Here is a 13,004-nt window from a genome sequence, read left to right on the forward strand (position 1 = left end):
GTGTTGCATGACGGTGCGTCGGGTGATGGGCATCGAGACCGAGTACGGCATCTCCGTACCAGGTCAGCCAGGCGCCAACGCGATGGTCACGTCCTCGCAGGTGGTGAACGCCTACCTGGCGGCCTCCGCCGCCAGAGCGCGAAGGGCGAGGTGGGACTTCGAAGAGGAGAACCCGCTGCGCGACGCTCGCGGCTTCGACCTGGCCAGAGAGGTCGCCGACCCCAGCCAGCTCACCGATGAGGACCTTGGCCTGGCCAACGTCATCCTCACCAACGGCGCCCGGCTCTACGTCGACCACGCCCACCCCGAATACTCCACGCCCGAATGCACCAACCCCCGCGCCGCCGTCATCTGGGACAAGGCCGGCGAACGCGTCATGTACGACGCCGCCCAGCGGGCCTCGGCCATCCCGTCCAACGCGCCCATCCAGCTTTACAAGAACAACACCGACGCCAAGGGCGCCAGCTACGGCTGTCACGAGAACTACCTCATGCGGCGCGCCACCCCCTTCGCCGACATCGTCCGCCATCTCACCCCGTTCTTCGTCTCCCGCCAGGTCGTCGTTGGCGCGGGCAAGGTCGGCATCGGGCAGGACTCACGCGGCGAAGGCTTCCAGATCAGTCAGCGGGCCGACTTCTTCGAGGTCGAGGTCGGCCTGGAGACCACGCTCAAGCGGCCGATCATCAACACCAGGGACGAGCCGCACGCCGACCCGGAGAAGTACCGGCGGCTGCATGTGATCATCGGCGACGCCAACATGTCGGAAATTTCGACATACCTGAAGTTGGGCTCCACCGCCCTCGTCCTCGCCATGATCGAAGACGGCTTCCTCAGCCGCGACCTCGCCGTCGAGAACCCCGTCCAAGCCCTGCGCGCCGTCTCCCACGACCCCACCTGCCGCTACGAGATCTCCATGCGCGACGGGCGCAAGCTCACCGCCATCCAGCTGCAGATGGAATACCTCGAACAGGCCCGCAAGTACGTCGAGGAACGCGGCACCGCCCAGGAAGAGATGAACAAGGACATCCTCGACCGCTGGGAGTCCATCCTCACCCGCCTGGCCGAAGACCCCATGCAGCTCTCCCGGGAGCTCGACTGGGTCGCCAAGCTCGAACTCCTCGAGGGCTACCGCACCCGCGACTCGCTCGCCTGGACCCACCCCCGGCTGCAGCTCGTCGACCTTCAGTACTCCGACATCCGCCCCGACCGCGGCCTCTACAACCGCCTCGTGGCCCGCGGCCGCATGCAGCGGCTCGTCACCGAGGACGACGTCCAGCGCGCCGTCGAGAACCCGCCCACGGACACCCGCGCCTACTTCCGCGGTCGCTGCCTGCGCCAGTACAGCGAGTCCGTCGCGGCCGCCTCCTGGGACTCGGTCATCTTCGACATCCCCGGCCGCGAGTCCCTCCAGCGCGTACCGACCCTCGAACCGCTCCGCGGCACCAAGGCACACGTGGGCGAACTCTTCGACCGCTGCCGCACCGCCGCCGACCTGGTCGCCGCCCTCACCGGGGGAGATTAACCGCCCGCCGGCGAAGCTCGACCGCCGTACGTCTCCGGCCGGGCGCCGTCACGTCGCGCTCCCGGCCAGCTACGTTCCCTCCCGGCACCCGGAGGTGTCCGGTCTCAGAGCAGGCCCACGCCCAGCGTCAGCGTGCCCACCGCCAGCGCCGCGCCGCCCGCCACCGTCAACCAGATGAGCTTGCTCGGCTTGGTGTCACTGGGGCGGATCACCGACAGGAAGAAGCCGAGCGGCATCAGGATCGGGGCGGCCACGATGAGCGTGCGCACCAGGCCCTTCAGGCCGTCCGAGAGGTCCGCCTGATCCACGTAGAGCATCGCTACGAGGCTGAACAGCACCAACACGCCCGCGTGAGCGTGACCCGCCCGCCAGAGGCTGCGGCGCACCGGGTTGTCGTTGTAGCCGGGCACGTTCCGCATCAGGAACGTCAGCAGCGACACGCCACCGAACGCCACCGCGGGGACTGTGATGAGGAGCACACCTGCCGTGCTCAGGGATGAGGGGGACATCGAAACCTCCTGTAGGGCAGGGGTCTCATTATTGGATAGGACTACTATCTAGTCAAGTCCGCAAGATCGCGGGACGTTCGGCGCGAAATGTCGCCCGGTTCGGGGAAGATATGCCTAGAGAGCAGTCCCCCAAGCGGAGGTAGGTAGGACATGGCAAGCAAGGACACCGGGGGCCAGAAGCAGGCTGGTCGGCGCGACAGCGAGGTCGAGGAGACCGAGGCGTCGGCGGCGCCGGACGTTCAGGAGCGCCAGGAGAAGCTCACCGACGATGTCGACGCGATCCTGGACGAAATTGACGAAGTTCTCGAAGAGAACGCAGAGGAGTTCGTGCGCTCTTACGTCCAAAAGGGCGGAGAGTAGGGCAAATCGGCCATCGAAACGGGGGCAGGTCGTGGGTGATGTGCTCCGACTTCTATGACAGAGCGGTCCGGGTCTGATCGAGGGGGGCGTATTCCACGGCCACGCCGAGGAGGCGGACCGGCCGGGTGAGGTCGAAGCGGTCGAGCACGGTGAGGGCGGCACGTGACAGCTCGGCCGCGTCGGTGGTGGGTGTCGGCAGCTTGGATTGGCGGCTGCGGGTGAGGAACGGGGTGAAGCGTACCTTCACCGACACCCGGACGATCAGCCGTCCGGCGGCGGTCGCGTCTGCGGCGACCTGTCTGGCCAGTGCGGCTACGTGGGTGGATATTTCGGTGCTGTCGGTGAGGTCCTCCGGGAAGGTGGTCTCCCGGCTGTGCCCGCGGGCGATCCAAGGGGTGGTGACGACTTCGGCTTCGCCTTTGCCGAGGGCGAGGTAGCGATACCAGGGACCGTTCGTGGGGCCGAAGCGGCGGGCCAGGTCGGCGGGGTCGGCGGCGGCGAGCTGGGCGACCGTGTGGAGTCCCAGGCCGGCCAGCTTTTTGGCGATCTTGGCGCCGATGCCCCAGAGCGCGTCGGTGGGCCGGTCGTTCATGACCTCGGCCCAGTTGTCGTCGGTGAGGCGGTAGACGCCGGCCGGTTTGGCGAACGCGGAGGCGAGTTTGGCCTGGTGCTTGTTGTCGCCGATGCCGACAGAGCACGACAGCGCGGTCTTGGCCAGGACGGCCTGCCGGAGGGCGGCGGCGAGTGCCTCGGGGTCGTCGGTGCGGGCTCCGATGAACGCCTCGTCCCAGCCCCAGACCTCCACCAGGACGGGGAACTCTCGCAGCGTGGCCATGACCCGTTCGGACGCGGCCTCGTAGGCGGGTGGGTCGCTGGGCAGGAAGACGGCGTCGGGGCAGCGTCTGAGCGCGGTGCGCAGCGGCATACCGGAGTGGACGCCGTGCTCGCGGGCTTCGTAGGTGGCGGTGGCGGTGACGGTGCGCGGCTGGGTGGGGTCGCCGGAGCCGCCGACGACGACGGGTTTGCCGCGGAGCTCGGGGTGGCGCAGGATCTCGACGGCGGCGATGAACTGGTCGAGGTCGACGTGCAGGATCCAGTCCTTGGCGGACATGTGTCCAGTATGCCGTCAGGGGTGGAGCAGCCGGTCGTCGCGGTAAAGGAGCGAGCGGCGGGGGAGCGCCCAGGCGGGGGTGCCGATGGGGGGTTCGTCGCCTTCGGGGACGACGGCCTGGATGAGGGTGGCGTCCGTTTCGAGGGTGACGAGGGTGCTGGTGCCGAGGTTCTCCAGGACGGAGACGGTGCCGGGGAAGGCGCCGGGGCGGGCTTCGAGCAGGAGTTCCAGGTATTCGGGCCGCGCTCCGTACACGAGGTCGCCGTCGGGGACGCCCGCCGGGGCGGGGAGGGTGGCGCCGGCGACGTGGAGGGCACCGGAGGTGATCTTGCCGGGCAGCAGGTTCATGGGGGTGGAGCCGATGAAGGCGGCGACGAAGGTGGTGGCGGGGCGCTGGAACACCTCCGCGGGGGTGCCGATCTGGATCATCCGGCCATGGGACATGACGGCGATGCGGTCGGCGAGGGCGAGGGCTTCGGCCTGGTCGTGGGTGACGAAGACGGTGGTGACGGCGAGTTCGCGCTGCAGCCGTTTGAGGAAGGTACGGGCTTCCAGGCGGAGCCGGGCGTCGAGGTTGGACAGCGGTTCGTCGAAGAGGAAGGCGGTGGGGTGGCAGGCGATGGCACGGGCGAGGGCGACGCGTTGCTGCTGGCCGCCGGACAACTGGGCGGGGCGGCGGTGGAGAAGGTCGGGCAGGCTGAGGCGCCGGGCGACCTCCGCGGCCTTGGCGGCGCGTTCCAGGCGGGGGACCTTCCTGATGCGCAGGGGGTAGGCGATGTTCTCGGAGACGGTCATGTGGGGGAAGAGGGCGTAGTCCTGGAAGACCATGGCGACGTCGCGGCGGCCGGGCGGCAGTGCGGTGACGTCGGTGGCGTTGATGCGGACGCTGCCCGAGGTGGGGGTCTCCAGCCCCGCGATGGTGCGCAGGAGCGTGGTCTTGCCGCAGCCCGACGGGCCGAGCAGGGCGAAGAACTCGCCGTCGGCGATGGTGAGGTCGAGGGCGTCGAGGGCGCGCACTCCGCCGGCGAACACCTTGGTGAGGCCGTGCAGCGAGATCACCGTTTGATCCCTCCGTGGAAGCGGAAGCCGTACCGCTGGGAGACGAACAGGTACATCGCCACCACCGGCAGCGAGTAGAGCAGGGAGAAGGTGGAGATGAGGTCGAGTCTGGGCGAGCCGCCCTCGGTGTAGAGGGTGTAGAGGATGACGGAGCCGGGGGCTTTGTCGGGGTCGCGCAGCAGGATGAACTGGAACAGGAAGCCGCCCCAGACACTGGCCAGGGCCCACACGGCGATGGTGGCCAGGCCGGGCCGCACCAGCGGGATCACGATGTGGCGGAGGATCTGCAGCGACGAGGCGCCGAAGACGCGTGCGGACTCCTCGTAGGTGGTGGGCGTCTCGTCCATGAAGTCCTTGAGGATGAAGATGGCGGCGGGCAGCAGGCCGCCGGAGACGACGAGGATGACGCCGAGGTGGGTGTCGATGAGGTCGAGCCGGGTGGCGAGCTCGAAGATGGGCACCATGGCGGCGGTGCCGGTGACGACGGACGACAGCAGCAGGAGCACGTAGAGCAGCACGTCGCGGCCCGGGATTCGGACCCTGGACAGGGCGTAGGCGGCCAGGGCGGCCAGGACGACGACGAGCGCGGCGGCGCCGCCGCCCTGGATGAGGGAGTTGCGGATGGAGCCGAGCGCGTAGGGGTTGTCGAGGATGGCGGCGAAGTTGCGCAGCGTGAATTCGGGGATGGATGTGGTGATCGCCGGCGTGGCGTCGAAGGGGGCGCTGGCCAGCCAGAGCATGGGCAGCGTGAAGAAGGCCAGGACGACGGCGATGAACACGGTGGCGGCGAGCCGTCCGATGGTGTGCCGGATCATGCCGGTGGCCTGCCCGCCGCGCGGCGCCGGCCGCGCAGCAGCCGCAGGTATGCCAGGGCGAAGACGAGGTTGATGAGCAGGATGAGGAAGGACACGGCGGCGCCCACGCCGAGTTCGCCGCCTTTGAGGGCGATGTTGTAGACGTAGACGGGCAGGATCTCGGAGCGTCCTTCCGGGCCGCCGCCGGTCAGGACGAACGGGGTGAAGTCGTTGAACGTCCACAGGCTGATCAGCAGCAGGTTCGTCAGCACGTGCCGCCGGATGAGCGGGAAGACCACGTCACGCAGTTGCTGCGGCACCGAGGCGCCGGCCAGGCGGGCGGTTTCGAGGTGCGAGGGCGGCACGTTCTCCAGCGCTGCGGCGTACAACATCATCGAGAAGGCGGTGCCGCGCCAGACGTTGAAGACGACGATGGACAGCAGCGGATAGTCCAGCAGCCAGCCCAGCCCGGGCGTGTGCAGGAGCGCGTTGAGCGTGCCGTCGTCGCGGTCGAGCAGGGCGAACCAGAGGAAGCCGACGACCGTGCTGGGCAGGATCCAGGACAGCAGCACGACGCCTTCGACGGCCCGTCGCAGTGGCCCGGCGCGGGTGCGCAGCAGCCAGGCGAGGGTGAAGCCGAGCCCGGCCTGGCCGAGGATGGCGGAGCCGCCGACGTAGACGACGGTGAGCCACAGCGAGCTGAGGAAGCGCGGGTCGGTCAGCGCGCGGGTGTAGTTGCCGAGGCCGACGACCTGGGGGTCGGCGGCGGCCAGGCCGGTGAGGCGATAGTCGGTGAGCCCGAGGTAGATCGTCCACAGGGCGGGGAAGACGAGGAAGACGCCGATGAGGACGAGGGCGGGCAGGACGAACCCGGCCGCTCTCGCCCTGCCCAGCCCGGCCGCGTCAGTGTTCATCGCTGGAGTCACCTGGCGACGTGGTCCGCGCCACCGACCAGTCCCTCCAGTTTGGCCTGGTAGGCGGCGGCCGCCTCGTCGGCGCTCTTGCCGCTGACGATCGCCGCGGTGGCCTCCTGCAGGGCGACGGAGACCTGCGGGTAGACGGCGAGGCCGGGGCGGTAGGCGGTGATGGGCAGCACCTCGTCGGCGACATACTCCAGCATCGGGTCGGCGTGGAGCACCTCGCCGTTGACGTCGCTGCGGGAGCTGATGCGCGCCTGCCCGGCGAGCTGCGACTTGGTGGCCGCCGCGGAGTGCATGAACGCGAGCAGTTCCCAGGCCAGCTTGGGGTTCTTGGAGAACGGGTTCAGCACTCGTACGGCGCCGCCTGACATGCTGGCGAAGTCCTGGCCGCGGATGGCGCCGCCGGGGTTCTTGGCCGGGATCTTGGCGAAGCCGACGGCCGAGTCGCGGTCGGCCATGGGGGCGACCCCGGCCTTCGGCTCGATGACGGATCGCCAGAAGTAGTCGCTCTCGGCCAGGATGCCGATCTTGCCGGCGGCGAACTGGGCGAAGGACTTGTCGCGCCCCTTGGCCTCCTGCTGCAGCTTGGGGTCGCTGAGCCCGGAGGTGTAGAGCCGCTGGTAGAAGCCGAGCACGTCCTTCATGGCCGGGGAGGCGCCGGTCCACTTGCCGTCGGTGTAGATCTCGGACCCGGCGGCGGCGAGGAGGGGGAGCACGCCCTGCATGGTGGTGGCCTCGCCCATGGCGGTGCCGGCGTTGATCTGGATGGGGGTGGGCACGCCCGCGGCCTTCAGCCTGGCGCCGGCCGCGAAGATGTCCTCCCAGCGGGTGGGCTGCCACGGGTCGGGCAGGCCGGCCTTCTTGAACAGGGTCTTGTTGTAGAACAGGACGCGGCCGTCGGTGCCCTGGGGCAGGCCGTACTTCTTGCCGTCGAAAATGCCGAGCCCCTGTACGGCCTGCGGGATCTGCGACCAGCCCTCCCAGGAGTCGACGGCGGGCCCGCCCACGTCGGTGAGCGGCTTGATGTAGCCGGCCTGGGCGAATTCGCCGACCCAGATGCCGTCGAGGTCGATGACGTCGGCTCCGGCCTTCGACTTGAGGTCGAGCGCGATCTTGGTCTTGTACTGCTCGTCGTCGACGCCGCTGGGCTGGAAGAGCACCTTGACGTTCTGGTGGGCCTGCTCGAAGCCGGGGATCACCCACCGCTTGATCCAGTCGGCGGACTCGGAGTTCTTGCCGCCGGAGATGGAGTTGGCGGCGATGACGAGGGTGACGTCCTCCCCTCCGGTGGGGGCGCCAGATCCGCAGGAGCTGAGCGCCAGGATGGTGAGAACCGCGATCACCGCAGGTCGGCTGGGGAGTCGCATGTCGGCCTCCTGTTCAGGACGTGCAGACATACCGACAATCGCACGGCCTCTACCGGGCGTAAAGAAACGATCTGGTGAACGGTTCGCCGTGGGCTGATCGTGGGAAGTGCAGACAGCGACACAACATGAGTAGGGTCCCTTTAGGGACAGTGACGTTTGGGAGGGAGTCGCGTGGCATCGCACAGGGATCTGCCCGTCGGCTTGATGGACCAGCTTTTCCACAACACCGGGAGTTCCTCGTTCACGGAGTTCGTCGGTTCGCACGCGCCGGGGCTGCTTCCGGTGCGTGGTGAGATTCTGGCCACGCCGATCGGCGACCAGGTTCCGCACGCGACGACGATCGTCGCCGCCACGTTCGCGGGCGGCGTGGTCATGGCGGGCGACCGGCGGGCGACGTCCGGCAACATCATTTCTCAGCGTGACGTGGAGAAGGTGTTCAGGACCGACGACTATTCGTGCATGGGCATCGCCGGCACGGCCAGCACGGGCATCGAGATGGCCAGGCTCTACCGGGTCGAGCTGGAGCACTACGAGAAGCTGGAAGGCCGCACGCTATCGGTCAACGGCAAGGCCAACCGGCTGGCGGCGATGATCCGCGGCAATCTCGCCATGGCGATGCAGGGGCTGGTGGTGGTGCCGCTGTTCGCCGCCTACGACGCCGAGCGGGACGGCGGGCGGATCTTCAGCTACGACGTGGCGGGCGGGCCGTACGAGCGTGACCGGTTCGACGCGATCGGTTCGGGTTCGATCTTCGCGCGGGGGTCGCTGAAGAAGCTCTACCGCGACGGGGCGTCGGCGGGCGACATGGCGATGACGCTGATCCAGGCGCTGTACGACGCGGCGGACGACGATTCGGCCACCGGCGGGCCCGATGTGACGCGGAAGATCTGGCCGATCGTCTCGGTGATCGACGCCGACGGCTTCCGACGGCTGCCGGAGGAAGAGGTGACCGGCTACGTCGAGCAGATGCTCGAAGCGCGCCTCATCTCCCCTGACGGCCCCATCGCCCCGCTGCGCTAGAAAGGACCCCATCCGTGTCCATGCCTTTTGGATATGCGTCCCCTGAGCAGATCATGCGGGACAAGGCCGACTACGCGCGCAAAGGCATCGCGCGGGGCCGCAGCGTCGTCGTGCTGCAGTACGAGGACGGCATCCTGTTCGTCGCCCCCAACCCCTCACGGGCGCTGCACAAGATCAGCGAGATCTACGACCGCATCGGGTTCGCGGCGGTGGGCCGCTACAACGAGTTCGAGGAACTCCGGCTGGGCGGCATCCGCTACGCCGACATCAACGGCTACACCTACGACCGCTCCGACGTGACGGGCCGCGGGCTGGCCAACCTGTACGCCTCCAACCTGGGCCGCATCTTCACCGAGTCGATCAAGTCGCTCGAGGTGGAGGTCGTGGTGGCCGAGGTGGGCGACGTGCCGGACGGCGACGCGATCTACCGGCTGACCTTCGACGGCTCCGTCTTCGACGAACATGGCTTCGCGGCCATGGGCGGCCAGGCGGACGCGGTGGGGACGCGGCTGAAGGAGGGCTACCGGGAGAGCATGCCGCTGGCCGACGCGCTGGAGGTGGCCCTGACGGCCCTCACGGAGCCCGGTGGGGAGCGCCCGCCGGTGGGGCAGCTGGAGGTGGCGGTGCTGGACCGCAACCGCGAGCACCGCAAGTTCCAGCGGCTGGTGGGACCGCGCCTGGAGCGCCTCCTGGCCGCCAGGCCGGGCGCCGCCGCCGGCTCTCCACTCGAAGCCGACGACTCCGCATCCGACACACCACCCCCAACCGCCCCCGAGGGCGACCTCGACGACGGCTCGCCGCCCCTTTAACCCACGACACTGCCCGGGCGGGCGTTCGCCGCCCGCTCGGGCGCTGGTCCCGTTGTCTGGTTCCCGTCCCGCTCGGGTAGGCGGTCTTCGCCCGCCCGGGCTTTTTTCTTTTTGTACGGCAAGCATGGGGCACCCCCATCCACCGCACAGGGCTGGCGTCTGTCCAGGGGAACGCTCCTCCGGTGATGCGGGGCCGGGCGCCGTGACGAGACGGCAGTCAAGCCATGGTCCAATGTGACCTGGTTCACACTGATTTGGGCGAACCGGTGGGCGGCCTCGCGTATCGAAGAGAGCGTGAAAAACACCATGCGCACCCTCCTGGCGGGCGCCGCCGCAGCAGCCGTCGTCCTGACCGCCGGTACGGCCGCGAATGCCGCCACCACGGCCGTCCCCAAGTTCAAGGCGCCCAAGACCTTCGGCACGACCTTCCAGGCCGATCCGAAGCACGACTTCACCAAGCACATCTCCCCCCGCCACGACGGCATCCTTCGTGGCCTGATCACGCACCTCAGCGGCAGCACCGCTGAGTACACGCCGGTCAAGTGGAAGAAGGGCACCATGACGGAGGGGCAGTTCGTCACCCCGCCCGAGGGTGACGTGATGGCCTACTCGTCGCCGATCGCCAAGAACGTGGTGTTCCTGTCGGCGTTCGGCTGCAAGGTGGCCGAAGGCGAGCTCACGATCGGCAGGAAGGACGCTCTCGGCAACAAGCGCTGCGCGCCGTCCATCCTGCTCAAGCGGCACAAGCGCGCCGCCCACCCGTCGCTGATCACGGTCTACAAGGGCCAGATCGTCAAGGTCCAGGAGATCTACACCCCCTGACGCCCCGGCGGTTCATGGCTTGGCCGCCGTCTCGTCACGGCGCCCGGCCACGTATCACCGGAGGAGCGTTCCCCTGGACAGACGCCGGCCCTGTGCGGTGGATGGGGGTGCCCCATGCCTGCCGTACAAAAAAGAAAAAGGGTTCAGGTGCCCACTCGGGCGGGGCGGGGACAACAAGCGCGGGCGGTGCGGGGATCGCCCGCTGGGGGTGCGGACCTGGGAATGGCCATCTGGGGGGTGGCCATCTGGTGAGGGCGCGCGGGAAACACCGGGAAGATCTCTCCCGCTTGTCGATCCGTGGGCATAGTGTGAGGTGATGGATCGTCGCATCTTCGGGCTGGAGAACGAGTACGGCGTGACCTGCACGTTCAGGGGGCAGCGCAGGCTGTCCCCCGACGAGGTCGCGCGCTACCTGTTCCGGCGGGTCGTGTCCTGGGGCCGATCGAGCAACGTCTTCCTCCGCAACGGCGCACGTCTGTACCTCGACGTGGGCAGCCATCCTGAATACGCAACACCCGAGTGTGACAACGTCATCGAACTCGTCACCCACGACAAGGCCGGCGAACGCATCCTCGAGGGACTCCTCGTCGACGCCGAGAAGCGGCTGCGCGAAGAGGGCATCGCCGGTGACATCTATCTCTTCAAGAACAACACCGACTCAGCCGGCAACTCCTACGGCTGTCACGAGAACTATCTGGTCGGCAGGCACGGCGAGTTCGGCCGGCTGGCCGATGTCCTGATCCCGTTCCTGGTCACCCGGCAGATCATCTGCGGCGCGGGCAAGGTGCTGCAGACGCCGCGCGGCGCGGTCTACTGCGTGTCGCAGCGCGCCGAGCACATCTGGGAGGGCGTCTCCTCGGCGACGACCCGGTCCAGGCCGATCATCAACACGCGCGACGAGCCGCACGCCGACGCCGAGCGGTTCCGCCGCCTGCACGTCATCGTGGGCGACTCGAACATGAGCGAGGCCACCATGCTGCTCAAGGTCGGCGCCACCGACCTGGTGCTGCGCATGATCGAGGCGGGCACGGTGATGCGCGACCTGTCGCTGGAGAACCCGATCAGGGCCATCCGCGAGGTCTCCCACGACATGACCGGGCGGCGCCGGGTGCGGCTGGCCAACGGCCGCGAGGCCTCCAGCCTGGAGATCCAGATGGAATACCTGTCGAAGGCCAAGGACTTCGTCGACCGGCGGGGCGGCGACGCGATCGCGCGCCGGGTGCTGGAGCTGTGGGAGCGGACGCTGCACGCGGTCGAGACCGGCAATCTCGACCTGGTGGCGCGCGAGATCGACTGGGTGACGAAATACCAGCTCATCGAGCGTTACCGCAGGAAGTACGACCTGCCGCTGTCCTCGCCGAGGGTGGCGCAGCTCGACCTGGCCTACCACGACGTGCACCGCAAGCGCGGCCTGTTCTACCTGCTGCAGAAGCGCGGCTCGGTGGAGCGGGTGGCGTCCGACCTGAAGATCTTCGAGGCCAAGTCGGTGCCGCCGCAGACGACCAGGGCGCGGCTGCGGGGTGAGTTCATCCGGAAGGCGCAGGAGAAGCGGCGCGACTTCACCGTCGACTGGGTGCATCTCAAGCTGAACGACCAGGCGCAGCGCACCGTGCTGTGCAAGGACCCGTTCCGCAGCGTCGACGAGCGAGTGGACAAGCTCATCGCCGGAATGTAGCGACTGGTTTACCCCGGCCCTACTTGGATGTCGGATAGGGTGACGCGAATCTGACGTCTTTCCGAGGGAAATCCATGCGCCGCGCTCTGGCCGCTCTGGCCGCCGTGCCTTTGATCTTCTTCGCCGCCGCGTGCGGCGGCTCCGACTCGGGTGCCAACGGGGCCGCCGCCACCGCGAGCAGCGCGCCGGGCAAGGTGAAGGTCACCGGCAATGTGGGCGCCAAGCCCACGGTGACCTTCCCCGCCGGCACGCCTGCCACCAAGTCCTCCTACGAGGTGCTGACCCCTGGCACGGGCCCGCAGGTGAAGAGCGGCGACAAGATCATCGTCAACCTGACCGTCTACAACTGGGACGGCAAGCAGAACGCTTTCCAAGGCTCTTCCTACGACTCCAAGGCGCCGGAGACCATCGCGGTCGACCAGCAACTGCCGCAGGTGCTGCAGGAGGGCTTCACCAAGGTCAAGCACGGCGGCCGGGTGCTGGCCGTGATGGCCGCCGACGCCGCTCAGCAGCAGCAGGGCCAGGCCGCGCAGCCGACGAAGGTGTTCGTCGTCGACGTGGTCGGGTCGCCGCCCGCCGCGCTGAAGGCGGCCACCGGCAAGGAGGTCGGCGAGAGCATCAAGGGTGTCAAGGTCGTCAACCCGGGCGGCGACAAGGCGCCCACGCTGACCACCAAGACCAAGGACAAGCCGTCCAAGGAGCTCGTGGTCAAGACCGTGATCCAGGGCACCGGAGCGAAGGTGCAGGCGGGCCAGACGGTGGTCGCCCACTACACGGGCAAGATCTGGGGCACCGACAAGGAGTTCGACTCGAGCTGGACCAAGGGTGAGCCGGCCTCGTTCCCGCTCGCGAACGTGATCCAGGGCTGGCAGAAGGGCCTGGCCGGGGTTCCGGTCGGCAGCCGGGTCGTGATGAGCATCCCGCCGGACCTCGGCTACGGCGCGCAGGAGCAGAACGGGATCCCGGGCAACAGCACGCTGGTGTTCGTGGTGGACGTTCTGTCGGCCTACTGATGGGTGGTCGGATAAAGCGGTAG

Annotated in this window: 13 protein-coding genes; 7 read left to right on the forward strand and 6 right to left on the reverse strand. The window is 68.5% G+C overall.

Annotated elements, in window-relative coordinates; all coding sequences use genetic code 11:
* Window positions 1-7: 7 nt before the first annotated feature.
* Complete coding sequence (gene dop, locus KLK06_RS16525; protein WP_250905538.1) at window positions 8-1,522, forward strand: depupylase/deamidase Dop; 1,515 nt, start codon at window positions 8-10, stop codon at window positions 1,520-1,522.
* 104 nt (window positions 1,523-1,626) lie between these two features.
* Here dop and KLK06_RS16530 read toward each other — a convergent pair whose 3' ends face one another.
* On the reverse strand, window positions 1,627-2,031 hold the full coding sequence (locus KLK06_RS16530; RefSeq protein WP_214636359.1) for a hypothetical protein: 405 nt from the start codon (window positions 2,029-2,031) through the stop codon (window positions 1,627-1,629).
* A gap of 150 nt (window positions 2,032-2,181) precedes the next feature.
* Here KLK06_RS16530 and KLK06_RS16535 point away from each other — a divergent pair, with 150 nt between their 5' ends.
* Window positions 2,182-2,391 (forward strand): ubiquitin-like protein Pup, encoded by a 210-nt coding sequence (locus KLK06_RS16535; RefSeq protein WP_214636360.1) that lies wholly within the window; start codon window positions 2,182-2,184, stop codon window positions 2,389-2,391.
* 52 nt (window positions 2,392-2,443) lie between these two features.
* Here KLK06_RS16535 and KLK06_RS16540 read toward each other — a convergent pair whose 3' ends face one another.
* Genes KLK06_RS16540 through KLK06_RS16560 form a run of 5 tightly spaced genes read right to left on the reverse strand, consistent with a single transcriptional unit; the run spans window position 2,444 to window position 7,642 of the window.
* Window positions 2,444-3,502, reverse strand: coding sequence for a DNA polymerase IV (locus KLK06_RS16540; RefSeq protein ID WP_214636361.1), 1,059 nt, complete (start codon window positions 3,500-3,502; stop codon window positions 2,444-2,446).
* A 15-nt stretch (window positions 3,503-3,517) separates the two neighbouring features.
* On the reverse strand, window positions 3,518-4,561 hold the full coding sequence (locus KLK06_RS16545) for an ABC transporter ATP-binding protein (protein WP_214636362.1): 1,044 nt from the start codon (window positions 4,559-4,561) through the stop codon (window positions 3,518-3,520).
* Entirely contained in the window at window positions 4,558-5,376 is an 819-nt protein-coding gene (locus KLK06_RS16550; protein WP_214636363.1) for a carbohydrate ABC transporter permease, read from the reverse strand. The genes KLK06_RS16545 and KLK06_RS16550 overlap by 4 nt, the downstream gene beginning before the upstream one ends.
* Window positions 5,373-6,269 carry a carbohydrate ABC transporter permease gene (locus KLK06_RS16555; protein WP_214636364.1) on the reverse strand — a complete coding sequence of 299 codons (897 nt, stop codon included), beginning with the start codon at window positions 6,267-6,269 and terminating at the stop codon, window positions 5,373-5,375. Before KLK06_RS16555 ends, KLK06_RS16550 begins: the two co-directional genes overlap by 4 nt.
* Window positions 6,270-6,277: 8 nt before the next feature.
* Window positions 6,278-7,642 (reverse strand): extracellular solute-binding protein, encoded by a 1,365-nt coding sequence (locus tag KLK06_RS16560; protein WP_214636365.1) that lies wholly within the window; start codon window positions 7,640-7,642, stop codon window positions 6,278-6,280.
* Window positions 7,643-7,813: 171 nt separating this feature from the next.
* On the opposite strand from KLK06_RS16560, the gene prcB reads away from it, so the two are divergent.
* The 5 genes from prcB (at window position 7,814) to KLK06_RS16585 (ending at window position 12,981) form a co-directional block, all read left to right on the forward strand.
* Window positions 7,814-8,662, forward strand: a complete 849-nt coding sequence (gene prcB, locus KLK06_RS16565) for a proteasome subunit beta (RefSeq protein ID WP_374197118.1) — start codon at window positions 7,814-7,816, stop codon at window positions 8,660-8,662.
* A 20-nt stretch (window positions 8,663-8,682) separates the two neighbouring features.
* On the forward strand, window positions 8,683-9,471 hold the full coding sequence (gene prcA, locus KLK06_RS16570; RefSeq protein ID WP_214636826.1) for a proteasome subunit alpha: 789 nt from the start codon (window positions 8,683-8,685) through the stop codon (window positions 9,469-9,471).
* Window positions 9,472-9,765: 294 nt separating this feature from the next.
* Window positions 9,766-10,293: a hypothetical protein gene (locus KLK06_RS16575; RefSeq protein WP_308168286.1), complete on the forward strand. Its 528-nt coding sequence runs from the start codon at window positions 9,766-9,768 to the stop codon at window positions 10,291-10,293.
* 316 nt (window positions 10,294-10,609) lie between these two features.
* Complete coding sequence (gene pafA / locus KLK06_RS16580; RefSeq protein ID WP_214636366.1) at window positions 10,610-11,968, forward strand: Pup--protein ligase; 1,359 nt, start codon at window positions 10,610-10,612, stop codon at window positions 11,966-11,968.
* Between the two features lie 74 nt (window positions 11,969-12,042).
* Window positions 12,043-12,981 carry an FKBP-type peptidyl-prolyl cis-trans isomerase gene (locus KLK06_RS16585; protein ID WP_214636367.1) on the forward strand — a complete coding sequence of 313 codons (939 nt, stop codon included), beginning with the start codon at window positions 12,043-12,045 and terminating at the stop codon, window positions 12,979-12,981.
* The last annotated feature ends 23 nt before the right edge of the window (window positions 12,982-13,004 follow it).

This window comes from Nonomuraea sp. NEAU-A123, assembly GCF_018603905.1.
Taxonomy (GTDB): domain Bacteria; phylum Actinomycetota; class Actinomycetes; order Streptosporangiales; family Streptosporangiaceae; genus Nonomuraea.

Coding starts and splice junctions, on each gene's coding strand:
- dop (WP_250905538.1), top strand. CDS start 8: ATGACGGTGCGTCGGGTGATGGGCATCGAGACCGAGTACGGCATCTCC.
- KLK06_RS16530 (WP_214636359.1), bottom strand. CDS start 2,031: ATGTCCCCCTCATCCCTGAGCACGGCAGGTGTGCTCCTCATCACAGTC.
- KLK06_RS16535 (WP_214636360.1), top strand. CDS start 2,182: ATGGCAAGCAAGGACACCGGGGGCCAGAAGCAGGCTGGTCGGCGCGAC.
- KLK06_RS16540 (WP_214636361.1), bottom strand. CDS start 3,502: ATGTCCGCCAAGGACTGGATCCTGCACGTCGACCTCGACCAGTTCATC.
- KLK06_RS16550 (WP_214636363.1), bottom strand. CDS start 5,376: ATGATCCGGCACACCATCGGACGGCTCGCCGCCACCGTGTTCATCGCC.
- KLK06_RS16555 (WP_214636364.1), bottom strand. CDS start 6,269: ATGAACACTGACGCGGCCGGGCTGGGCAGGGCGAGAGCGGCCGGGTTC.
- KLK06_RS16560 (WP_214636365.1), bottom strand. CDS start 7,642: ATGCGACTCCCCAGCCGACCTGCGGTGATCGCGGTTCTCACCATCCTG.
- prcA (WP_214636826.1), top strand. CDS start 8,683: ATGCCTTTTGGATATGCGTCCCCTGAGCAGATCATGCGGGACAAGGCC.
- pafA (WP_214636366.1), top strand. CDS start 10,610: ATGGATCGTCGCATCTTCGGGCTGGAGAACGAGTACGGCGTGACCTGC.
- KLK06_RS16585 (WP_214636367.1), top strand. CDS start 12,043: ATGCGCCGCGCTCTGGCCGCTCTGGCCGCCGTGCCTTTGATCTTCTTC.